We start from the raw sequence: 21323 nt of genomic DNA, 5'->3' as shown, positions 1-21323 counted from the left end.
ATGCCAGTTCTCGGTGTCGGACCCAGGCGCGGTCAGCACGGCGATGAGCCGCCGCCCCGCACTGGTCACGCCGGTACCCGCCGCGCGGCTGGATAGGCTGTTGCGGCATCGGGCGAGGAGAGGTCGAGGGATATGCCAGGCAAGCGGGGCAGCTTCGAGCGGATCGTTCGCTCCTTCCCGAGCCGCCTCAAGGTGTGGCGCGAGGGCGCGGCGATTCAGGACGCCGACACCGGCAAGCGGGCCCGGATGGTCGAGGTGACCGTCGGCGAAGTGCGCGCGAGTGCATCGGTCGCGTCAGCGCTGGGCGTCGCGCCCGGTGATCCGGTCCTGCGGCGTTCCCGGCGCTTCGCGGTCGACCAGCGGCCGGTCCAGCTCGCTGATTCCTTCTACCTGGTCGACATGGTCCGCGCGACCCCTATCGTCTACACCGACACCGGACCTGGCGGCGTCTACGCGCGGCTCTCCGAGATCGGGCATGAGCCGGTGCGGTTCACCGAGAAGCTCCATGCCCGCATGCCGTACCCGGCCGAGCGGACTGCGCTCGAACTTCCGGGCGGCACTCCCGTGATCGCGATCGTGCGCACCGCGTTCGATGCCGATGACCACTGCGTCGAGGTCACGGAGATGACCATCGACGCGAGCGCCTACGAACTCGAGTACCACGCCACCGTCTGATCCGGCTCTGGCTCAACGGACCAGGCCACTCAGACCCAGGCTTCCCGTTTCAGCTCAAGGCCGTCGAGGATGAGGCCGAGGCCGATCTCGAACTCGTCGGCGTAGGTGTAACCGGGCTTCATGGCGTGTTCGACAGCCATCTCGACCAGGTGCGGGTACTCGTCGACCGGGGCCTGCTCCAGGACCGACCCGGCGGCCTCCTGCACATGCTCCGGCGAGTCGAGCGGGAGCGCCAGCTCTTGGATGACGAACCCGTAGACGTAGGCGTCGAGCAGCGAGAACGCATGCGCCGCACCGGCGACCGCGAATCCTTGCGACCGAAGGCAGCCGATCACCGCGTTGTGGTGCTGCAGCGTCGCCGGGCCCGGGTTCGCCCGCGAGTCCATCAGGGCGATCGCCCACGGGTGGCGGATGAGCGCCTCCCGCATCGAGGCGGCACGGCGGTGCATCGCGGACTTCCAGTCGTCACCTTCAGCAGGAAGCTCGACTTCGGCGAAGACGAGGTCGACCATGCCGTCGAGCAGGGCGTCCTTGTTGCGGAAGTGGTGGTAGAGCGCCATGGCCTGCACGCCGAGGCTCTCGGCGAGCTTGCGCGTGCTCGGGACCTTGCCGCCGGACTCGTCGGCCATCGCGACGGCCGCACGCGCGACCTTCTCCCTGGTGAGCGTGTCGCGCCGCATCGGCGGCGGCCAGCTCGCGTCGGTGCCCACGTGTCACTCCCCGTTCATCGGCTGCGTTCCCGCAGGGACTTTACACCGTACAGTTTTACTGTACACTGTAAAGGTGCGGTTGGAAACGAACCGTCATCCCTCGAGTCAGGAGCAGGTCATGGAACCTTCGAACCCGATAATCCCGCAGGTCGGCGTCGGTAAGCGGATGTGCGTCGTCGGCGCCTCCGGCAAGCTCGGCCGCTACATGGTGCAGCACGCCCTCGACCGCGGCTACGAGGTCGTCGGCGTCTGCCGCGAGAAGAGCGTGCCGAAACTCGCCGACTTCGCCGACCGGATCACCGTCATCGGCGGCCGGACCAACGACCGCGACGTCATCGCCCGCGCCGTCGAAGGCTGCGACGCGGTCCTCACGGTGCTCGTGCCGTGGGGCGTGGACGACTACTCCTCGGGCACCGCCCGCGCGGTCATGGACTTCGCGAAACCCGGTGCGCGCCTGGTCTACTCGTGCGGCTGGCACATCACCCGGGACGGCGAGGACACCTACTCCTGGAAGATCAAGGCCGCGCTCGTCGTCGCGAAGCTGTTCCGGTACACCCGCCTCCTCGACATCGCCGACCAGTACCGCGCCACCGACCTCATCTTCAAGAGCGACACCCGCTGGACGGTCGTGCGCGGCAGCGACCTCGAAGAAGGCCCCAGCGAGGGCCTGCCCGTGTGGGCCCGCCACGTCGGCGACCCGCTCCTGGAGAGCAACATGACCCGCCGGACCGACTTCGCACTGTTCATGGTCGAGGCCGTCACTGACGACGACCTGGTGCACGAGGCCCCCGCGATCGTAGGTTGCAAGACCGCTTCGGCGCTGGCCCATCGGTCGTGATCGGCGAACCGTCGGTTCCGGTCGTCCTCGATAGCATCGGGTGCAGGAGGTCACCCCTATGGACCCGTTGTTCACCGCTGCCGCCGCCCGCGGGCGTGCGCTGCTCGGCAAGATCGTCCGTTCCGCCGAGGTCGTCATCGACGGCGCGGTCGAGGCTTACCGGGAGCTGGAGCGCGAACGGGAGCGTGAGCGTAGTCGCGACCGCGGATCGGGGTTCGCGGCGGCCTTCGCGGAGGACACTCCGCACCGCACCGAACCCGAAGCGCCGTACTCGTTCAAATCGCTGTGGAAGGAGCGGCTCGTCTACACCGATCCGGGTGGCACCTACGAGTTTCAGTGCGGATGGGGCAATTTCCAGAAGCCTTTTTACGTGTACATACCGGCTGAAGAGGACTGGGGTGGCGGGCGTTTGCACGCCAGTTACGACGAGCTTCTCGCCCGCCTCCGCGCATGGTCCGCCGCCCACGGCCACATCGTCGTCGTGGACCCGCCTCGGCGCCGACCGCCCGTGGCGGAGTGAGCGCGGCCGGTTGCGACACCGTCAACGCAGCAGCAGGTCCGCCAGCGCGAAGGCGAAGAGCGCCACGGCGACGAAGCCGTTCGCGGTGAAGAACGCCCGGTTGACCTTCGAGAGGTCGTTCGGCTTCACCACGGTGTGCTCGTAGGCGAGCGCGATCGCGACGACCGCGAGGCCGATCCAGTAGATCCAGCCGAAGCCGGTCAGCGCGCCGAACCAGGCGAACGCGGCCCAGGCGATCACGTGGGTCACAGTGGAGGCGTGGAGCGAGGCCGCGACGCCCCATCGGGCCGGGGTCGAGTGGACGCCGATCTCGCGGTCGACCTCGACGTCCTGGCAGGCGTAGATGAGGTCGAAGCCGCCGATCCACAGGCCCACGGCCGCACCGAGGACGATCGAGGGCCCGGAGCCCTCGAAACTGCCGGTGACCGCGAGCCAGGCGCCGACGGGCGCGACCATCTGCGCCAGGCCGAGGATCGCGTGCGGGTAGTTCGTGAAGCGCTTCGCGTACGGGTACACGATGAGCGGCGCGACCGCGAGCGGGCTGAGCATGAGGCACAGCGGGTTGAGCAGCGCGGCGGAGGCGAGGAGCGCGGCGAGGCTCACCGCGCAGCCGATGTACGCGGTCTTCAGTGAGACCTTGCCGGTGACGAGCTCGCGCCCCGCGGTGCGCGGGTTCTGGGCGTCGATCTTGCGGTCGATGATCCGGTTCGCGGCCATGGCGAGCGTGCGGGCGCTGACCATGGCCACGGTGACGAGGACGAGGACCCACCACGAGAACGCGTCCTCGAGGTGCATGACGGTGAGCGTCGAGAGGTACGCGAAGGGCAGCGCGAACACCGAGTGCTCGAACGCGACGAGCTTCAGGAAGTCCTTGACGTGGTTGGGCTTCGGGGCATCGATGACCACAGGGTTCACTCCGGTTCGGGGCGGGCTGTCGGCACAGCCGGTTCGTCGGGCGTCGTCGGCTGGGCGGCGCGGCGGGCGGCTGGGGGCGGCGTGTCAGCCAAGTCCGTACTCTTTCCAGCGTCGGTCGACCATGGCCTTCACGGCCGGGCTCATGGTCATCGCCTCGGGCCAGCCGCGCGTGTACCCCTCGGAGGGCCACTTCGCGGTCGCGTCGATCCCGGCCTTGCCGCCCCAGAACTGGTGGTAGGAGGCGTGGTCGAGGTGGTCGACCGGGCCCTCGGTGAGGAGCAGGTCCCGGGAGTAGTCGACGTTGCCGAGGGCGCGCCAGGCGACCTCGCGGTAGTCGTGCACGTCGCAGTCGGCGTCGACGACGACGATGAGCTTGGTCAGGCTCATCATCTGCAGGCCCCAGATGGCGCTCATCACCTTCTGCGCCTGCTTCGGGAACTTCTTGTCGATCGAGACGATCACGCAGTTGTGGAAGACCCCGGCCGCGGGCATGTCGTAGTCCACGATCTCGGGGATCATGATCTTCACCAGCGGCAGGAACGTCCGCTCGGTCGCCTTGCCGAGCCCGTGGTCCTCCTGGGGCGGAGCCGAGGTGATGATCGTGTGGTAGATCGGGTTCTGGCGCATGGTCATCGCCTCGATGTGCATGACCGGGAACGGCTCCACGGGCGTGTAGAACCCGGTGTGGTCGCCGAACGGCCCCTCGTCCACGCGCTCGCCGGGCTCGGCCCAGCCTTCGAGGACGATCTGCGAGTTCGCCGGGACCTGGAGCGGGACGGTCAGGCAGTCGACCATCTCGACGCGTTCGCCGCGCAGGAACCCCGCGAACAGGTATTCGTCGATGTCCGGGGGGAGCGGGGCGGTCGCGGCGTAGGCCATGACCGGGTCCGGGCCGATCGCGATCGCGACGGGCAGCCGCTCGCCGCGCTTCTCGGCCTCGGCGTAGTGCGAGGTCGAGTTCTTGTGGATCTGCCAGTGCAGGCCGATCGAGCGCTCGGTGTGCTGTTGGAGCCGGTAGAGGCCGACGTTGCGCTTGCCGGTCTCGGGGTGCTTGGTGTGGGTGAGCCCGAAGTTGTGGAAGACCCCGCCGTCGCCGGGCCAGACCTGGAGGCCCGGGAGGATGTTCAGGTCGACGTCGTCGCCGGTGAAGACCACTTCCTGGCACGGGGCTTTGCGGATCTTCTTGGGCGGCACGGATTTGAGCTGCATGAGCTTGCCGAGGCCGTCGCGGATGCCGGCCCAGCCGACGGGCAGCTCGGGCTTGGCGAGCTCGCCGATGCGCTCGCCGATCTCGTTCAGCGACTTCACGCCCAGGGCCTTGGCCATGCGCGCCTCGGTGCCGAAGAGGTTGATCGCGACGGGGATGGTGCTCCCGGAGGGGTTCTCGAAGAGCAGCGCGGGGCCGTCCTCGCGGATCACCCGCTGGGTGACCTCGGAGATCTCCAGGTGCGGGTCGACCTCGGCTCTGATGCGCTTGAGGTCGCCGTCCGCTTCGAGGGCGGCGAGGAACGCCTGTAGGTCTTCGTACGGGAACTTGGGTGCCACGGAGTTCATTCAACCACCCGCCCGCGGTCACATTCCCGGGCTCTACTTCGTCGTAGTGGTGCGAACCGCTTGCGGAACCGCCGTCTGTGAGCTACATTACGATACGGTACCGTATCGTTTCGTATAGGCGTAGGCTCGAGCCAACACCACGATAGGCCCGGGGTACGACACCCCCCGCCGATCGGACTTCCGCGCCCCGGGCCGGCACACCGCCCGCCGCGCGACCGCCGCGGTCGGCGCCGCGGCCCGCACAGACACATGCACTCCCAACTCGCACTGCACAGAAACGGAAACCCTGTGAGCGACACCCGTTCCGAACCGACCCCCGAGGTCGAGGACAAGGGCCACCCCCGCCGGTGGGCCATCCTCGGCGTCCTGGTCATCAGCCTCATCGTCGTCGTCCTCGACAACACCGTCCTGAACGTCGCCATGAAGACCCTCGCCGACCCGAAGGACGGCGTCGGCGCCAGCCAGTCCGACCTGGCCTGGATGATCAACTCCTACACGCTCGTCTTCGCGGGCCTCCTGTTCGCCTTCGGCATCTTCGGCGACCGCTTCGGCCGCAAGAAGATGCTCATCGGCGGCCTCGTCGTCTTCGGCGCCGCCTCGCTGCTCTCGGCCTACGCCGAGACGCCCGACCAGCTCATCTGGTACCGCGCCCTCATGGGCTTCGGCGCCGCCATGATGATGCCCTCCACCCTCTCCATGCTCCGGAACCTGTTCCCCGCCAAGGAGTTCCCCAAGGCCCTCGGCATCTGGACCGGCGCGGTCGGCATCGGCGGGGCCATCGGCCCGATCGTCGGCGGCGCGCTCCTCGAGCAGTTCTGGTGGGGCTCGGTCTTCCTCATCAACGTCCCGATCGTCGTCTTCGGCATCGTCGCGCTCATGATCATGGCCCCCGAGTCCAAGGGCCGCCAGGCCAAGCCCGACCTCGTCGGCATGTTCCTGTCCGTCATCGGCCTCGTCAGCCTCACCTACGGCATCATCGAAGCCGGCGACACCGGCTCCTGGGCAGGCATCGAAGTGTGGGGCACCGTCGCCTTCGGCGTCCTCGTCCTCATCGCCTTCGTCCTGTGGGAGAAGCGCATCCCGCACGCCTCCCTCGACATGAAGTTCTTCAAAAACCCGCGCTTCTCGGCCTCCTCGGCCATCATCGTGCTCACCTTCTTCGGCATGATGGGCCTGTTCTTCTTCATGACGTTCTACATCCAGATCGTCCGCGGCTACTCGCCGCTGGAGACCGGCCTGCTGTTCCTGCCCATGGGCGCCGCGATGCTCATCTTCGCGCCCATGTCGAACGCGATGGTGCAGCGCTTCGGCGCCAAGATCGTCGGCTCCGTCGCGATGCTCCTGGTCATCGCCAACTTCGCGATCTCCGCGTTCGTCCTCGACCTCGACAGCTCCGTGTGGCTGCTCATCGCCCAGTTCGCGATCACCGGCATCGGCATGTCGAACCTCATGCCCCCGGCCATGAACACGCTCATGCAGAACGTGCCCAAGGAGCAGGCCGGGGTCGGCTCGGCCCTCGCCAACACGCTCCGGCAGGTCGGCGGCGCCCTCGGCGTCGCGGTCCTCGGCACCGTCATGGCCCAGGCCTACCGCTCCGAGATCTCCGACGCCGCCCCCCAACTGGACGACCAGGCCCGCGAATCCATCGCGACCACCTACGGCGCGGTCGAGACCGGCCAGGTCCCGGCGCAGAACGCCCCGCAGGTCCTGGACGCGGCCAACGTCTCGTTCCTGGACGCCCTGCACACCACCGCACTCAGCGCGATCGGCGTCGCCCTCGTCGGCCTCATCGTCATCGCGGTCTTCTTCCCCGGGAAGCAGCGCCGCGAGACCGGGACCCCCGAACGGGCCGCCGAGCCCGCCCTGGTCGAGGCCTAGGGGAGAATCAGGCCATGCCTCCCGAGCTCAGCGAGACGCCGACCATCCCGGACCATGCCGCCGAAGCCGACGCCCGCGCCGGCCGAGGCGCCGACGACGGCGCTGCGGCGCCGGCCCCCGCCAAGGGCCGGCCCCGCAGCGAGGCGGTCAGCCACGCGATCCTGGAGGCCGCCCTCGACCTCATCGCCGAGCACGAGAACACGACCGACGTGAGCGTGGAGGCCATCGCGGAGCGCTCCGGCGTCTCCAAGGCCTCCATCTACCGGCGGTGGTCCTCGAAGGAGGAGATCCTCGCCGCCGCGATGGAGAGCATCAAGGCGCCGCTGCCGGAGTCGATGCCGCGCACGTCCTTCCGCGACGACCTCATCCACCTGGGCCACAGCATGACCCGGACCTTCGGGCCGCGCGACATGAAGGTCGTCAAGTGCATGATGCTCGCGGTCAAGGACAACCCCGAGTACCAGCGCCACCACAAGCGCCTCATCGAGTACCGCCGCAAGTTCGTGCGCGACACCTTCGCGTACTGGGTCGAACGCGGCGAGGCCAGGCCGGACCTCGACCTCCACCTCGCCGTCGCCATGTTCATCAGCCCCCTGCTGACGATCTACGTCTACGGCCAGTACGCGGACGTCCAGCAGCCCGACACCGTCGAGCGGCTGGTCGACAACCTGCTCGCGGGCATCGGCACCGCGCTCGCCGAATAGCGCCCGAACGCCTCGCGGCCTTCGCGATCCACTGGATCGCGAAGGCCGCGTTCGTTCCCCCTGACCGGATATGACCGGGCCCCGCCGTCCCGCGGGGCCCGGTCACCGGAAGGAACCGAGGATCTGGTCTGGAGGGCCCGGCTCACCGCCTCCCGGTGAGCCGGGCCTGTACGTCGTCGGCCTTAGTTGACCGGCGGGTACGCGTTCTCGAGGAGCTCCGCGAACTGCTCGGAGGACCAGTGGCCCGAGAGCGGCATGTTGTCGCGGGCGCCCGAGGGGTTGTTGCCGTTGCGGATGTTGCCCTGGTAGTCGGGGTCGCACATCTCGTCGAAGCCCTTGCCCTCGTTGTTCGGGATCTCCTCCGAAGCGCCGTCGGACTCGCCCGGGGGCTTGATCCAGACGTAGGCGTCGATCCAGGGCTCGGGGTCGGCCTGCGGCCGCTCGCCGAGGCCGGCACCGGCCTGGTTGCACCAGTTGCCCTTCTGGAAGCGCTGGTCGATGCGGGAGTCGTCGACGAAGGTGATCGGGTCCGTCGAGGTCGACGGGCCGGTGGGCCGGTAGTCGCCGCCCCAGCCGTTGCGGCTGGTGTCGATCAGCATGCCGATGTCGTCGTTGAAGCCGTTCTCGATCAACTCCTGGCGGAAGGCCTCGGTGAAGTCCTTCTCGTTGTTGAAGTCGTTCCAGTCGACCCACTTGACGTTCGGGTTCTGGTTGATCGGCTGGCCGCCGACGTTCTGGTTCACGGCCCAGTAGGGCTCCTCGAGCACCGAGTAGTTCGCGGTGTTCGAGATGAACCCGTGCACGTCGTCAGCCGTCATCCCGTTCTCGCCGATGAGCGAGCCGAACATCGCCGCCGAGGCATTGAAGTTGTCGTACTGCGGGTTGGTGTCGGCCCAGCCGATCCAGCCGTGGTGACCGGCGTCGATGTAGTTGTAGGTGTTCGGCAGCGAGCCCAGCTGGTGGGTCGCGTACGAGATGCCGTCGATGTAGTTGCCGTTGTTCTTCATCGTGTCGCAGTTGGCGGTCGCAGTCGCCCTCGGCGTCACGTTGGTGACCAGGTTCGGCAGGGAGTCGATCTCGATGACGTTGACGATCTTGAGGTCGGCGTACTTGGCCTGCCCCTGGATCTCGACGATCGGGTCGATGTAGTCGTTCTTGTACTTGTCGATCTCGCCGGCGGCGAGCTCGCCGTTCGAGGCGAGCGCGGCGCAGTCGCGACCCGGCAGGTTGTAGATCACGATCTGGATGACGTCCGCGCCCTGGGCGACGGCCTCGTCGAGGTGGTCCTCGAGGCCCATCGTGCCCGTGGTGGGGGAGTCGTTGCCGTAGATCGCGCTCGTGCGGTCGAGCCACACGCCCGTGGGCTGGTCGGCGATCGCGTCGCCGCCCGGCTCGGCCGCGGCCCGCTCGGACCACTGCGGGTTGACATAGACCTGCGCGCCCCGGTACGGGTTGTCGACCTTGTCGCCGCCGCCCGGGTTCCCGGTGGTGGGGCCGTCGGTCGGCGTCGTCGAGGTGGGCGGCGTGGTCGGGTTGCTCGGCCCGTTGCACACGTCGCCGTTCACCGTGAACGTGCCCGGAGCGGTGGAGGAGCCGCTGCCGATGAACCCGAAGACCTCACGGCTCTGACCGGAGGCGATGCTGGCGTTCCAGCCCACGTCCTTGCCGGTGAAGCCGGTGCCGGACTGGGTCCAGCCGACGTTCCACGCGCTGGAGACGGTGGTCCCGGCCGGGAAGTTCCACTTGATCTCCCAGCCGTTGATCGGCTCGTCGGCGGTGATGACGACGTTGGCCTGGAAGCCGCCGCCCCACGAGCTGACGACGTTGTAGTCGACTTCGCAGCCTTCTTCGGCGAGTGCCTGGTTCGCCGAAGCGAAGGTCAGACCGGTCGCCGCGAGCGCGCCCACGGCGACGCTCGTGAGCGCGAGTCTCCTTCTCCTTCGAGAGAGTTGCATGTTTCGATGTCCTTCGGGGTTGATTGGCCACGTCACGCGGCCCGGAACGGGTGCCCATCCAGGGAAGCGCTCCCAAGATGTGCATTGATAATCTCCGATATATTGATGGACTGTCAAGAGGTCCACCAGGAAATTTCGCTCCTGCGTCCGTTTTGGCCAACGCTTTCGAAGGTGCTCCGGCGATCGGCAAGCGCTTGACTCAGTGAAAACGCTCCCGCGCCAACCGAGAAGTTCCCTTAGAAAAACTTCGCCGCGCAACCCTGTCGCACCCCTGCGGGATCATGGATTCGGGGGCGCCCGCGAATGTCCGTTTTGCAGGCAAGCGCCCGCCTCGATCCGTTTCACATTCACCGCAGCGCACAAGACGGCGGGGCCGCGCGATGCGCGGCCCCGCCGTCTTCTCGTGCGGGCGAAGTGCCGGTTCGCCCATGCCCTGCCAGCTCGCCGCCGCCTGCGGCGGCGGCCGAGAGCTCGGCGATGTGCGTGCTCATTCGCCGAGCTGCGAGGCCGCTAGCTCACCGGCGGGTAGGCGTTCGCCAGCAGCTCCGCGAACTGCTCGCTCGACCAGTGGCCGGAGAGCGGCATCTCGCCGCGCGCCCCGCTCATGTTGAACCCGTTGCGGATGTTGCCCTCGTAAGCCGGGTCGCACATCTCGTCGAAGCCCTTGCCCTCGTCGTTGTCGATCGGCTCCGAAGCGCCGTCCGACTCCCCCGGGGGCTTGATCCACACGTAGGCGTCGATGCCCGGCTCGGGCGCGACCTGCGGCCGCTCGCCGAGGCCCGCGCCGGCCTGGTTGCACCAGTTGCCCTTCTGGAAGCGCTGGTCGATGCGCGACTCGTCGACGAACTGGACCGGATCGGTCGAAGTGGACGCGCCCGCCGGGCGGTCCGGACCGCCCCAGCCGTTGCGGCTGGTGTCGATGAGCATGCCGATGTTCTCGTTGAAGCCGTTCGCGACCAGCTCGTCCCGGAACGCCGTCGAGAAGTCGATCTCGCCGTTGAAGTCGTTCCAGTCGACCCATTTGACGTTCGGGTTCTGGTTGATCGCCTGGCCGCCCACGTTCTGGTCGACCTCCCAGTACGGCTCCTCGAGCACCGAGTAGTTCGCGGTGTTCGTGATGAAGCCGTTCACGTGGTCGGCGGTCATCCCGTTCTCCCCGATGAGCGAGCCGAACAGCGCCGCCGAGGCGTGGAAGTTGTCGTACTCGGGGTTCGAGTCGCCCCAGCCGATCCAGCCGTGGTGGCCCGCGTCCAGGTACTGGTACGTGTTCGGCAGCGCGCCCAGCTCCGCCGCCGCGTACGAGACGCCGTCGACGTAGTTGCCGTTGGCCTTCATCGTGTCGCAGTTCGCGGTCGCGGTCGGCCGCGGCGAGACGTTCGTGACCAGGTTCGGCAGCGAGTCGATCTCGATCACGTTGACGATCCGGAGGCCCGCGTAGGCCGGGTCGCTCTGGATCTCCACGATCGGGTCGATGTACTCGCTCTTGTACCGGCCGATCTCGTCGGCCTTGAGCTCGCCGTTCGAGGCGAGCGCGGCGCAGTCGCGGCCCGGCAGGTTGTAGATGACGAACTGGATGACGTCCGCGCCCTGGGACACCGCCTCGTCCAGGTGGTCGCGCAGCCCCATGCTGCCGGTCGTGGGGGAGTCGTTGCCCTCGATCGCGCTGATCCGGTCGAGCCACACGCCCGTGGCCTGGTCGGCGATGGCCTCGCCGCCCGGTTCGGCCGCGGCGTTGGCCGACCACTGCGGGTTGACGTAGACCTGCGCGCCCTCGTACGGGTTGTCGACCTTCGCCTGGGCGACGCCCGCTTCCTGCTCTTCGGCTCCAGCGCTCTGGAGCGCGACGGTGCTGACCGTGGCGGCGGCGAGCGTCGCCGCCGCTAGCGCCCCGAGGCGCTGTTTCCTTCGAGTGAGTGTCATGTGCCTTCCCTTGGTCGGGCTTTTGACGTCTTCGGGAACGGCTCCGCGGGTACCGGGTGGACACGGAAGCGCTCCCAAACTTTCACATCGAAGTTTGCCTATGTCTCACTGTGATGTCAAGGGCCTCGATACCGGAGAATCCAGAATTTTCCCATTGGCGGCAAGTATCACGACTCACGGTATTGGTCCGACTTCGAAAAGTGAACAAATGCCCTTAATGGAACAAATGAACTCCACTTTGGACCAGGAGGCGTCCGGGCGGCGAAAAAGCCGGCGCCGCCGCCCTCTCGGGACGGCGGCGCCGGCTTCGGTGATCCGCGGAGTCGCGGTCCGTGCTCGCCGCGGACATGCGAAAAGCCGGTACCGGGCGCGTCCTTCCTCGGCCGTGTGCGGACGTGGGGCGCTGCGCGGGACCGGCTTGTGCCGGACGGTCGTTCAGTTCACGGAATCGCGGTCGCTGAGGCGGCCGCTCGATACGGCTGTGCGAGCGCTAACTGGGCGCTGCCGGTCTCAAAGGTGGTCTGGGCGCCTGCGTCGCCTTCGAGCAGCGCGCGGACTTCCGATTCGCGGAACCGACGGTGCCCGCCAGGCGTGCGTATGCTCCCGATCCGGCCAGCGGCGGCCCAGCGCGTCACGGTCTTGGGATCGACCCGAAACAGCGTGGCCACTTCGCCAGGTGTGAGTAGGCGGTCCTCGGTCTCCATGATTTCTTCCTCCCCGTGATGAAGACTCACTTCGTGCGTTAAACCCATTACACCACTATTCAGTCAAACCTGCCATGAGTTCTTGGACATACTTTCGGCTGGTAGGTATTGCCTGAAAGTACCACGCGTATGTCAACGGCGCTCTGAGCTGAATCTGACGCTCTAGGACTACGCGGGTATGAGGTAGGCACAGGGCGCAAGTGGCAACTCTGGTTATCCTCGACAAGTGGACGAGATCGACCAGACCATCGTGAACCTCTTGCGCACCGACGGGCGTACCTCCTACGCCGAACTGGCGCGGCGGGTCGGTCTCACCGCGCCCTCCGTGCAGGACCGCGTCACCAAACTGGAGAAGAACGGCGTCATCACCGGCTACAAGGCCGTGATCGACTCCGAGACCGTCGGACTCGGGATCACCGCGCTCATCGGGATCATCCCCGACAACGCGGCCGACCATCACGACATCTGCGAACGGCTCCGCGCCATTCCGCAGATCGAATCGTGCTATTTCCTCGCCGGCGTCGAGTGCTATCAACTCAAGGTGCGGGTGCCCAAGATGGGCGATCTGGAACGGCTCATCCACCGCGTGGGCGCGATTCCCGGCGTCGCCCAGACGCGCACCACCATCACCCTCTCGACCAAGTGGGAGGACCGCCCGCAGCCCGTCCCCTATGAAGGGGAGGCCTGATGCGATCCGTCGACCGCTCGCGCGACAGGCTCTGGACGAACTGGGCCATCACCACTGTGGAGTCCGACGCGAACCGCTCGGCCGACACGCACCTGCTGCCGTTCCCGCTCCCGGCCGAATGGGGCGTCGACCTGTACCTGAAGGACGAGTCGACGCACCCGACCGGCTCGCTCAAGCACCGGCTCGCGCGCTCGCTGTTCCTGTACGCGATCTGCAACGGCTGGATCGACGAGGGCACGCCCGTCATCGAGGCCTCCAGCGGCTCGACCGCGGTGAGCGAGGCGTACTTCGCGCGGATGCTCGGGCTGCCGTTCACCGCCGTGATGCCCGAGTCGACGAGTGCGGCGAAGATCGCGCTCATCGAGGCGTACGGCGGGAAGGCGCACCTCGTGCGCGAGGCGGGCGAGGTGTGCGCCGAGGCCGAGCGGCTGGCCGCCGACACCGGCGGGCACTTCATGGACCAGTTCACGTACGCCGAACGGGCCACCGACTGGCGCGGGAACAACAACATCGCCGAGAGCGTGTTCGAGCAGATGCGGCTCGAGCGGCACCCCGTCCCGGCGTGGATCGTGGTCGGCGCGGGGACGGGCGGGACCTCGGCGACCATCGGGCGGTACGTGCGGTACCGCAGGCACGCCACGAACCTGTGCGTGGTCGACCCCGAGTTCTCGGCGTTCTTCGACGGCTGGCGTGAGCGCGACCCGGAGGCGTCGAGCGAGCGCGGGTCGCGGATCGAGGGGATCGGGCGGCCTGCCGTGGAGCCCTCGTTCATCCCCGACCTGGTGGACCGGATGGCGAAAGTGGACGACGCCGAGTCGATCGCGTGCGTGCGCTGGGCCTCCGAGCGGCTCGGGCGGCGCCTCGGCGGCTCGACGGGCACGAACCTCGTCGCGGCGCTCGGGATCATCGCGGAGATGCGCGAGGCCGGGCGCGGCGGCAGCATCGTGACGCTGCTGTGCGACTCCGGGCAGCGCTACGGCAGCACCTACTTCGACGACGACTGGGTCGCGGCCCAGGGCATCGACCTCGAAGCGGCCGCTGAGCGCCTCGCGCCGCTGCTCCCCGTGTAGCCCAGGTCTTGTGCGAACGTTTGCCTCGGGGTTACGATGCTCCAAAACACATCGAAATGTATGACTATGTAAAACCTTTGGCGCACCCGGCACCGCTCGAGGTCCTTCACCGGGCCAGCGATTCGCGAGAATGTTGAATCGTTTCACTGCCGTGTGCCCGTCCTCGAAGGAGCGCACATGACACACCCCGCAGACCATCCGAACCCCTTCGGCGCCAAGCTCTCCCGCCGCTCCCTCGGCCTCCTCGCCGGGCTCGGCGCGGGCGCCGCCGCGGGCGGCCTCCTCGGCCAGGGCGCCGCGGGCGCGGCCTTCACCCCGGGCACCTGGTACGTCCTCCAGTCCCGCTTCAACGGCCTCGCCCTCGAGATCGACGGCGCCTCGACCGCCAACGGCGCCAAGCTCGTCCAGCGCCAGCGCAGCTACGCCACCAGCCAGCAGTTCCGCTTCGTCGACGCCGGGAGCGGCTACTACCGCATCGAGGCCCGGCACTCCGGGCTCGCCCTCGACGTCTACGCCAAGTCCACCGCCAACGGCGCCGACATCGTCCAGTGGACCGGCAACGGCGGCACCAACCAGCAGTGGCAGATCATCGACGACGGCACCTGGCTGCGCTTCGTCAACCGCAACTCCGGCAAGGCCCTCGACGTCTGGGAGTGGAGCATCGCCCTGGGCTCGCGCCTGTCCCAGTACGACAACGCGGGCGGCCAGAACCAGCAGTGGAAACTCGTCCCCGCCGACGCCGCGCCCGCCTCCGGCAACCCGACGATCTACATCGCCTCCGACTCCACCGCCCAGACCTACAACTCCACGGCGTACCCGATGACCGGCTGGGGCCAGAAGCTCGGCGTCTTCATGGACGCCAACACCCGCATCGCCAACCACGCCATCGGCGGGCGCTCCTCGCGCTCGTTCATCGAACAGGGCCGCCTCACCACGATCCTCAACGCGATCCAGCCCGGCGACTACCTCTTCGTCCAGTTCGGGCACAACGACGCCAGCACCGGCAACCCCGAGCGCTACACCTCGCCCGACGACTACAAGATGTACCTGCGCGACCACTACATGGCCGGGGCGACCGCCAAGGGCGCGATCCCCGTGCTGCTCACCCCGGTCAACCGGCTCGACTACAACACTTCGACCGGCCAGTTCAACGAGTCGTTCGCGACCTACGGCGCGAAGGTCCGCGAGCTCGTGAACGAGACCGGCGTGCGGTTCATCGACCTCGGCGCGCGCTCGCGCGCCTACCTCAACCTGATCACCCCCGCCAAGGCCCAGGCCGAGGTCTTCATGCACCTCGCGGTCGGGGAGTACCCGAACTACCCGAACGGCCTCGCCGACTCCACGCACTTCCACGAGTACGGCGCGACCCAGATGGCCCGCCTGGTGTCCGAGGGCGCGAAGGCCCTCGGCGGCACGATCGGCCCCCACGTCCGCTGACCGGACGGCGGGTCCGCGGCGCCTCCCTCACGGCGGCGCGGGCCCGCAACCCGACGGAACCCCGCCCCGGTCCCAACACGTATCGACATGTATTGACTTTTCAAGTTCCACTCGGTACGGTCCCCTTGGTAGTAAACGCTTGCCCCGCAAACCGCCGCTGTATTGAAACGATTCAGTCGCGCTTGCCCGGTTCGCACCCTCCTCCTCTCACTACGGAAGTGACCATGAGGCCCACAGCTCCTCCTCCGGGCCCCCGGTGGCGCCGCACCCTAGCGGTGCTGGCGGCCGGGGCCACCGCGCTCGCGAGCGTCCTCTCCGCGGGCGCCCCCTCCCAGGCCCAGGACGACGGGATCACCGTCTACCTCGCCTCCGACTCCACCGTCCAGACCTACGACCCCTACTGGGAGCCGCAGGCCGGGTGGGGCCAGGTGATCGACCGGTACTTCGACGAGAACGTCACGATCAAGAACCACGCGATCGGCGGCCGCTCCTCCCGCTCCTTCATCGAGCAGGGCCGCCTCGACGCGATCCTGAACGAGATCCAGCCGGGCGACTACCTGTTCGTCCAGTTCGGGCACAACGACGCCACCGCCTCCGTCCCCGAGCGGTACACGTCCCCCGACGACTACAAGATGTACCTGCGCGACCGCTACATCGCGGGCGCGATCGAGAAGGGCGCGATCCCCGTCCTCGTCACCCCCGTCTCGCGCCGCAGCTTCAACGCCGAGACCGGCAAGTTCAACGTGTCCTTCGGCGACTACGTGAACAAGGTCTACGAGCTCCACGAGGAGACCGGCGTCGCCATGGTCGACCTCTCGGCCTCCTCCCGCGCCTACCTCGACGAGATCGGCCCCGAGGAAGCGAAGTCGGTGTTCCTGCACGTCCCTGCGGGCGTCTACCCGAACCGCCCCAACGGCACCGCCGACGACACGCACTTCCAGGAGTACGGCGCGATCCAGATGGCCCGCCTCGTCGCCGAGGAGACCGCCACGCTCGGCCTCCCGCTCTCCGAGCACGTCGTCGACGTCGCGCCCCCGGCGAACGCGCCCGCCGCGCCCACCGGCCTGAAGGCGGCCACTGTGGCCAACGCGAGCGTGACGCTCAACTGGGACACGGCTGAAGACGCGGACATCTATCGCGTCTTCGTCCGCGAGCCCGGCGGTGAGTGGCGCCTCGGCTCCACCGCCACCGTCGGCGTCGGCCGCGTCTCCGGCCTCGCCGAGGACACCGCCTACGAGTTCGCCGTCGCGGGCGTCAACGGCAAGGGCGAAGGCGAGAAGTCGTCGACCCTCACCGTCACCACCGCGACCGCCGGATTCAAGTACGACTTCGGCCCCGCCTCGCAGACCGTGGCCCCCGGCTACACCGAGGTCAACCGCGGCACCGCCTACACCGCCGAGCGCGGCTACGGCTTCACCACCGACATGACCAGCGCGATCGACCGCGACCGCGGCGTCACGACCGACCCGCTCGGCAGCGACTTCGTGGCCTGGTTCGGCGGCTCGTACGACTTCGCCGTCGACGTGGCGGACGGCCTCTACACCGCCCGCGTCATCACCGGCGACTACGTCGGCTCGGCCCGCGTGAACGTCAAGTTCGAAGGCGTCGACTACGGCGCGGCCAACGCCGCCTCGAAGGCGATCCTCACCAAGGACTTCGAGGGCATCACCGTCGAGGACGGCCAGCTGAACGTCACCATCTCGGGCCAGACCGGGCACCTGAACGGCCTGGAGCTCACCCGCATCGGCGACGTCCCCGGCGGGGGCAGCGAAGGCCCCGACGAGCCGTGCGCCGAGTGCGCCGAGCAGATCGAGAGCCTCGACCGCGCCCCCGTAGCCGTCAGTACCGAGGGCGGGAACTTCCTGTCCTGGCGCAGCCTCGCGCTCGACCCCGAGGGCCTGGCGTTCAACGTCTACCGCGACGGCCGGCTCATCACGCCCGAGCCGACGCAGCTGACCAACCTCACCGACCAGGGCGGCACCGCGAACGCCACCTACTGGATCGCCACCGTCGCCGAAGGCGTCGAGACCGGCTACACCAAGGCCTTCGAGGTCTGGGACGAGCAGTACATCGACATCGACATGGACCGCCCCGAAGGCGGCACCACCCCCGACGGCGTCGCCTACACGTATGCGCCGAACGACGCCACCGTGGCCGACCTCGACGGCGACGGCGTCTACGAGATCGTCCAGAAGTGGGACCCGTCCAACTCCAAGGACAACTCGAAGAGCGGCTACACCGGCAACGTCTACGTCGACGCGTACACCCTCGCCGGGGAACGCCTGTGGCGCATCGACCTCGGCAGGAACATCCGCGCCGGGGCGCACTACACGCAGCTCGTCGCCTACGACCTCGACTCCGACGGCAAGGCCGAAGTGGCCCTCAAGACCGCCGACGGCACCGTGGACGGCGAAGGCAACGTCATCGGCGACGCCGCCGCGGACTACCGCGGCACCGACGGCCGCATCCTGCAGGGCCCGGAGTTCCTCACCGTGTTCAACGGCCAGACCGGCGCCGCGATGGAGACGACCGACTGGGCGCCCGCGCGCGGCGACGTCTGCTCGTGGGGCGACTGCTACGGCAACCGGGGCGACCGCCTCATGCTCGCCGTGGCCTACCTCGACGGCGTGCACCCGTCGCTGATCACCAACCGCGGCATCTACGCCAAGAGCGAGATCACCGCCTGGAACTGGGACGGCGACAACCTGCCGCAGCTGTGGAGCTTCAGCTCCGACCGCTGGGGCGGGAAGTACCAGGGCCAGGGCAACCACCAGATGTCCATCGCCGATGTGGACGGCGACGGGCGCGACGAGATCGTGTTCGGCGCGATGACCATCAATGACGACGGGACTCCGCTGTACTCGACGGGCCTGGGCCACGGCGACGCGCTGCACGTCTCCGACTTCGACCCGTCCAATGAGGGCCTGGAGATCTTCAGCCCCTTCGAGTGCATGTCCTGCTCCGGCAGCAAGGCCGCCGCGTTCCGCGACGCCGACACCGCCGAAGTGCTCTGGTCGATCCCGGGCACCCGCGACACCGGCCGCGGCACCTGCGGCGACATCGACCCGAACTACGCGGGCGCCGAATGCTGGGCCGTGTCGACCACCGGCGCCTGGAACTCGCGTGAGGGCCAGCTGATCGCCGCCGACGGCACCCTGATCGGCAACAGCATCCCGTCGGCGAACTCGATGCTCTGGTGGGACGGCGACCTCGGCCGCGAGATCTTCGACCACGAGTTCAACGAGCCCGACTACGTCCCGATCCGCCCGTTCATCGCCGACTGGAACTACGAGACCGGGCAGCAGGAGGAGATCTTCTCCCCTGAAGGCGTGCACACCAGCAACGGCACCAAGGGCAACGCGGCGCTCACCGGCGACCTGCTCGGCGACTGGCGCGAGGAGGTGATCCTGCGCAAGGAGTCCAACGACGGCGTGCGCCTGTTCACCACCACGATCGCCTCGGACCACGCGCTGCCGACGCTGATGAACGACCCGCAGTACCGCCTCGCCGTGTCGTGGCAGAACGTCTCGTACAACCAGCCGCCGTGGCCGAGCTTCTTCCTCGGCTACGACATGGCCGCCCCCGAATGGGAGACCGTGGTGTCCGGCCCGTCCCGCGACGCCGCCGCCGCGCCGTACGCGTCCGCGTCCTGCGAGGTCGACTACCGCGTGGCCGCCGACTGGGGCGACGGCTTCGTCGTCCAGATTAAGGTCACCAACACCGGCGACACCGAGATCCCCACGTGGGACCTCGTCTGGAAGTCCGGCGGCGTCGAGTCCGTCCTGTACGACTGGGGCGGGACGATCGAGGTGGACGGCGAGTCCATGGTCGCCGACCCGGCCTTCTGGAACGACCCGCTGAAGCCCGGCCACACCAAGCAGATCGGCTACCAGGGCACCGGCGACCCGGCCGACCCCGGCATGTTCCTCATGAACGGCCAGGTCTGCGCGACCGCCTAGTACGACCGCAAGCACGACGGCCCCGGGAATCCGCTCCCGGGGCCGCTCGCGTGCGGGGGCCCGGACTATCGGTAACACTTCGATAAAGAGTCCTAAATCGATGACACCGGTGGGGCGGTTGAGGCGTGTAGCCCAAGCCGGGACGGAGGATGCCCGGCGCTCTCACCCCGAGAAGCACATTCAGCAAGGAGTCCTATGACCTCCCCCCGACCGCGTCCCGGACGCGTCGCGGCAGCGGCCCTCACCGCCGCCGCGGCCCTGGCCGCCTCCGCACTCGGCGTCGCCATCGCGGCCCCGGCACACGCCGAAGAGGCCCCTTACGATTTCCAGGCGAGCGCGTTCCCCAACGATGCCGACTACTGGCTCGCGGGCGCCGCCGCAGGAGAGCCGCAGTCCGGCTACTTCTATGCGAACCCCCTGCTCGACGGCGACGAGCCGGTCGCCGACTTCCGGGCCACGCTCTCGGTCCCGGGCGACCTCGGCATCACCTTGACGACCGAGGACGAGCACTGCGTCTCCGACGGTAGCGCCCTCATCTGCGACTACGCCGACACGACGACGGGAGCCGAGGTCGAGTTCGACCTGGTGCACGACGGCGCCATCTCGGTGGGCCAGGAAGTCGAGTACACGATCAGCATCACCGCCGACGAGTACGACACCGTCTACATCTCCGACGTCTGGTACTTCTCCAGCGAAGACAGCGAGACCCCGGAGTACGACGTCGAAGCGACGAGCTACACGGATGTCGAGCCCGGCGCCGAGCTCGACCCCGAGGTCGCCTTCGCCAACTACACCACGGACTCCTACCAGGGTCTGTACTTCTCCTTCAGTGGTGACGACGACTTCATCTCGTTCGCCGCTGACTACAGCAACTGCGGCACCGTCGAGTGGGGCGAGATCGTCTGCCAGCTGCCGGACTTCACGGCCGAGCCCGGCGTCGTCTACGAGCTGGACCCGTCCACCCCGGTGACCGTCACCCTCGGTGAGGACGCCCCCGGCCCGATGACCTACCGCGCCTGGTTCTCGGCGATGCCCGACGTCTACTACGCCGAAGAGATCGAGTTCTTCGACGCGGACGAGGAGATCGCGTTCGTCGAGTCCGACCGCGAGAGCGTCGACGGCTGGGGCCTGATGGAGATCGACGCGGTCGAGCACCTCTACGACCTCGCCGTCACCGACCAGACCGTCGCGTCCTCCACCCTCGCCATCCCCGTCGGCAACAACGGCCCGGCGTCCGCCTTCGCGCGTCAGCACCCCGGCAGCGGCGAGGGCGACTTCGCCGTGAGCGTCCAGCTGCCGACCGGCGTCACCATCGGTGCGACCGACGAGGGCATGATCGACGGCGGCTCGTACTTCTGCGCGGTCGCGGACGAGTTCGAGTGGTTCGACGAGATCGACCCGGCCGTCTACGGCGTCGAGCGCCTCGACGTCCAGTGCTGGATCTACGACACGATCGCCGCCGACGGCGCCGTGGAGATCGAGCTTCCCGTCGTCATCGCCGACAACGCCAAGGCCGACGACGGCCTGGTCGTCGCCAACCTCGACACCGCAGGCTGGGACTTCTCCGAGTTCGAGGAGAACTGGGACCTGAGCGAAGAGGACTACCCGGTCCTCGACGCCGACCTCGAGAACAACTCCGCCAAGCTGAGCGTCGGCACCGGCAGCGGCTCCGGCCAGCTCCCGGTCACCGGCTCCGCGCTGACGATCACCCTCAGCGCGGCCGCCGCGGCCCTGATCGCCGGTGCGGTCCTGTTCGTGCTGCGCCGCCGCAAGGCCGCCGCGAACTGGTAGCGCCA

Annotated in this window: 16 protein-coding genes; 10 read left to right on the top strand and 6 right to left on the bottom strand. The window is 68.3% G+C overall.

Annotated elements, in window-relative coordinates; genetic code table 11:
• The first annotated feature begins 132 nt into the window (after positions 1–132).
• Positions 133–675: a GntR family transcriptional regulator gene (locus tag ACGGCP_RS23335; protein ID WP_392969853.1), complete on the top strand. Its 543-nt coding sequence runs from the start codon at positions 133–135 to the stop codon at positions 673–675.
• A 29-nt stretch (positions 676–704) separates the two neighbouring features.
• On the opposite strand, the gene ACGGCP_RS23330 is transcribed toward ACGGCP_RS23335, so the two are convergent.
• Positions 705–1355, bottom strand: coding sequence for a TetR/AcrR family transcriptional regulator (locus tag ACGGCP_RS23330; RefSeq protein ID WP_392970146.1), 651 nt, complete (start codon positions 1353–1355; stop codon positions 705–707).
• Between the two features lie 148 nt (positions 1356–1503).
• Between ACGGCP_RS23330 and ACGGCP_RS23325 the strand changes: the two genes are divergently transcribed.
• On the top strand, positions 1504–2223 hold the full coding sequence (locus ACGGCP_RS23325; protein ID WP_392969850.1) for an NAD(P)-dependent oxidoreductase: 720 nt from the start codon (positions 1504–1506) through the stop codon (positions 2221–2223).
• A gap of 58 nt (positions 2224–2281) precedes the next feature.
• Positions 2282–2743, top strand: coding sequence for a hypothetical protein (locus ACGGCP_RS23320; RefSeq protein ID WP_392969847.1), 462 nt, complete (start codon positions 2282–2284; stop codon positions 2741–2743).
• A gap of 21 nt (positions 2744–2764) precedes the next feature.
• Here the strand turns inward: ACGGCP_RS23320 and mqnP are convergent, their stop codons facing one another.
• Positions 2765–3658: a menaquinone biosynthesis prenyltransferase MqnP gene (gene mqnP / locus ACGGCP_RS23315; protein ID WP_392969844.1), complete on the bottom strand. Its 894-nt coding sequence runs from the start codon at positions 3656–3658 to the stop codon at positions 2765–2767.
• Positions 3659–3742: 84 nt separating this feature from the next.
• Positions 3743–5203 (bottom strand): menaquinone biosynthesis decarboxylase, encoded by a 1461-nt coding sequence (locus tag ACGGCP_RS23310; RefSeq protein WP_392969841.1) that lies wholly within the window; start codon positions 5201–5203, stop codon positions 3743–3745.
• A 297-nt stretch (positions 5204–5500) separates the two neighbouring features.
• Here ACGGCP_RS23310 and ACGGCP_RS23305 point away from each other — a divergent pair, with 297 nt between their 5' ends.
• Together ACGGCP_RS23305 and ACGGCP_RS23300 are read left to right on the top strand one after the other, a co-directional pair.
• Positions 5501–7090: an MFS transporter gene (locus ACGGCP_RS23305; RefSeq protein WP_392969838.1), complete on the top strand. Its 1590-nt coding sequence runs from the start codon at positions 5501–5503 to the stop codon at positions 7088–7090.
• A 14-nt stretch (positions 7091–7104) separates the two neighbouring features.
• Positions 7105–7794 carry a TetR/AcrR family transcriptional regulator gene (locus ACGGCP_RS23300; RefSeq protein ID WP_392969836.1) on the top strand — a complete coding sequence of 230 codons (690 nt, stop codon included), beginning with the start codon at positions 7105–7107 and terminating at the stop codon, positions 7792–7794.
• Positions 7795–7976: 182 nt separating this feature from the next.
• On the opposite strand, the gene ACGGCP_RS23295 is transcribed toward ACGGCP_RS23300, so the two are convergent.
• From ACGGCP_RS23295 to ACGGCP_RS23285, 3 genes are all read right to left on the bottom strand, one after another.
• The gene (locus tag ACGGCP_RS23295; protein WP_392969835.1) at positions 7977–9749 is read right to left on the bottom strand and encodes a glycoside hydrolase family 6 protein; all 1773 of its coding nucleotides are present in this window, start codon (positions 9747–9749) and stop codon (positions 7977–7979) included.
• Positions 9750–10259: 510 nt separating this feature from the next.
• The gene (locus ACGGCP_RS23290) at positions 10260–11669 is read right to left on the bottom strand and encodes a glycoside hydrolase family 6 protein (RefSeq protein ID WP_392969833.1); all 1410 of its coding nucleotides are present in this window, start codon (positions 11667–11669) and stop codon (positions 10260–10262) included.
• Between the two features lie 440 nt (positions 11670–12109).
• Positions 12110–12373, bottom strand: a complete 264-nt coding sequence (locus ACGGCP_RS23285; protein ID WP_392969831.1) for a BldC family transcriptional regulator — start codon at positions 12371–12373, stop codon at positions 12110–12112.
• Between the two features lie 226 nt (positions 12374–12599).
• On the opposite strand from ACGGCP_RS23285, the gene ACGGCP_RS23280 reads away from it, so the two are divergent.
• From ACGGCP_RS23280 to ACGGCP_RS23260, 5 genes are all read left to right on the top strand, one after another.
• Positions 12600–13061 (top strand): Lrp/AsnC family transcriptional regulator, encoded by a 462-nt coding sequence (locus ACGGCP_RS23280; RefSeq protein ID WP_392969829.1) that lies wholly within the window; start codon positions 12600–12602, stop codon positions 13059–13061.
• Entirely contained in the window at positions 13061–14131 is a 1071-nt protein-coding gene (locus ACGGCP_RS23275) for a PLP-dependent cysteine synthase family protein (RefSeq protein ID WP_392969827.1), read from the top strand. The genes ACGGCP_RS23280 and ACGGCP_RS23275 overlap by 1 nt, the downstream gene beginning before the upstream one ends.
• A gap of 177 nt (positions 14132–14308) precedes the next feature.
• On the top strand, positions 14309–15568 hold the full coding sequence (locus ACGGCP_RS23270) for an RICIN domain-containing protein (protein WP_392969825.1): 1260 nt from the start codon (positions 14309–14311) through the stop codon (positions 15566–15568).
• 224 nt (positions 15569–15792) lie between these two features.
• Positions 15793–19527, top strand: a complete 3735-nt coding sequence (locus tag ACGGCP_RS23265; protein WP_392969823.1) for a cellulose binding domain-containing protein — start codon at positions 15793–15795, stop codon at positions 19525–19527.
• Between the two features lie 195 nt (positions 19528–19722).
• Positions 19723–21318: an LPXTG cell wall anchor domain-containing protein gene (locus ACGGCP_RS23260; RefSeq protein ID WP_392969821.1), complete on the top strand. Its 1596-nt coding sequence runs from the start codon at positions 19723–19725 to the stop codon at positions 21316–21318.
• The last annotated feature ends 5 nt before the right edge of the window (positions 21319–21323 follow it).

Origin of the sequence: Glycomyces sp. NPDC048151 (genome assembly GCF_043202775.1) — a bacterium.
Lineage (GTDB): Bacteria > Actinomycetota > Actinomycetes > Mycobacteriales > Micromonosporaceae > Glycomyces.
This window is presented reverse-complemented; position numbering and strand designations above follow the sequence as displayed.

Coding starts and splice junctions, on each gene's coding strand:
- ACGGCP_RS23270 (WP_392969825.1), top strand. CDS start 14,309: ATGACACACCCCGCAGACCATCCGAACCCCTTCGGCGCCAAGCTCTCC.
- ACGGCP_RS23335 (WP_392969853.1), top strand. CDS start 133: ATGCCAGGCAAGCGGGGCAGCTTCGAGCGGATCGTTCGCTCCTTCCCG.
- ACGGCP_RS23260 (WP_392969821.1), top strand. CDS start 19,723: ATGACCTCCCCCCGACCGCGTCCCGGACGCGTCGCGGCAGCGGCCCTC.
- ACGGCP_RS23275 (WP_392969827.1), top strand. CDS start 13,061: ATGCGATCCGTCGACCGCTCGCGCGACAGGCTCTGGACGAACTGGGCC.
- ACGGCP_RS23320 (WP_392969847.1), top strand. CDS start 2,282: ATGGACCCGTTGTTCACCGCTGCCGCCGCCCGCGGGCGTGCGCTGCTC.
- ACGGCP_RS23325 (WP_392969850.1), top strand. CDS start 1,504: ATGGAACCTTCGAACCCGATAATCCCGCAGGTCGGCGTCGGTAAGCGG.
- ACGGCP_RS23285 (WP_392969831.1), bottom strand. CDS start 12,373: ATGGAGACCGAGGACCGCCTACTCACACCTGGCGAAGTGGCCACGCTG.
- ACGGCP_RS23295 (WP_392969835.1), bottom strand. CDS start 9,749: ATGCAACTCTCTCGAAGGAGAAGGAGACTCGCGCTCACGAGCGTCGCC.
- ACGGCP_RS23290 (WP_392969833.1), bottom strand. CDS start 11,669: ATGACACTCACTCGAAGGAAACAGCGCCTCGGGGCGCTAGCGGCGGCG.
- ACGGCP_RS23265 (WP_392969823.1), top strand. CDS start 15,793: ATGAGGCCCACAGCTCCTCCTCCGGGCCCCCGGTGGCGCCGCACCCTA.
- ACGGCP_RS23300 (WP_392969836.1), top strand. CDS start 7,105: ATGCCTCCCGAGCTCAGCGAGACGCCGACCATCCCGGACCATGCCGCC.
- ACGGCP_RS23330 (WP_392970146.1), bottom strand. CDS start 1,355: ATGCGGCGCGACACGCTCACCAGGGAGAAGGTCGCGCGTGCGGCCGTC.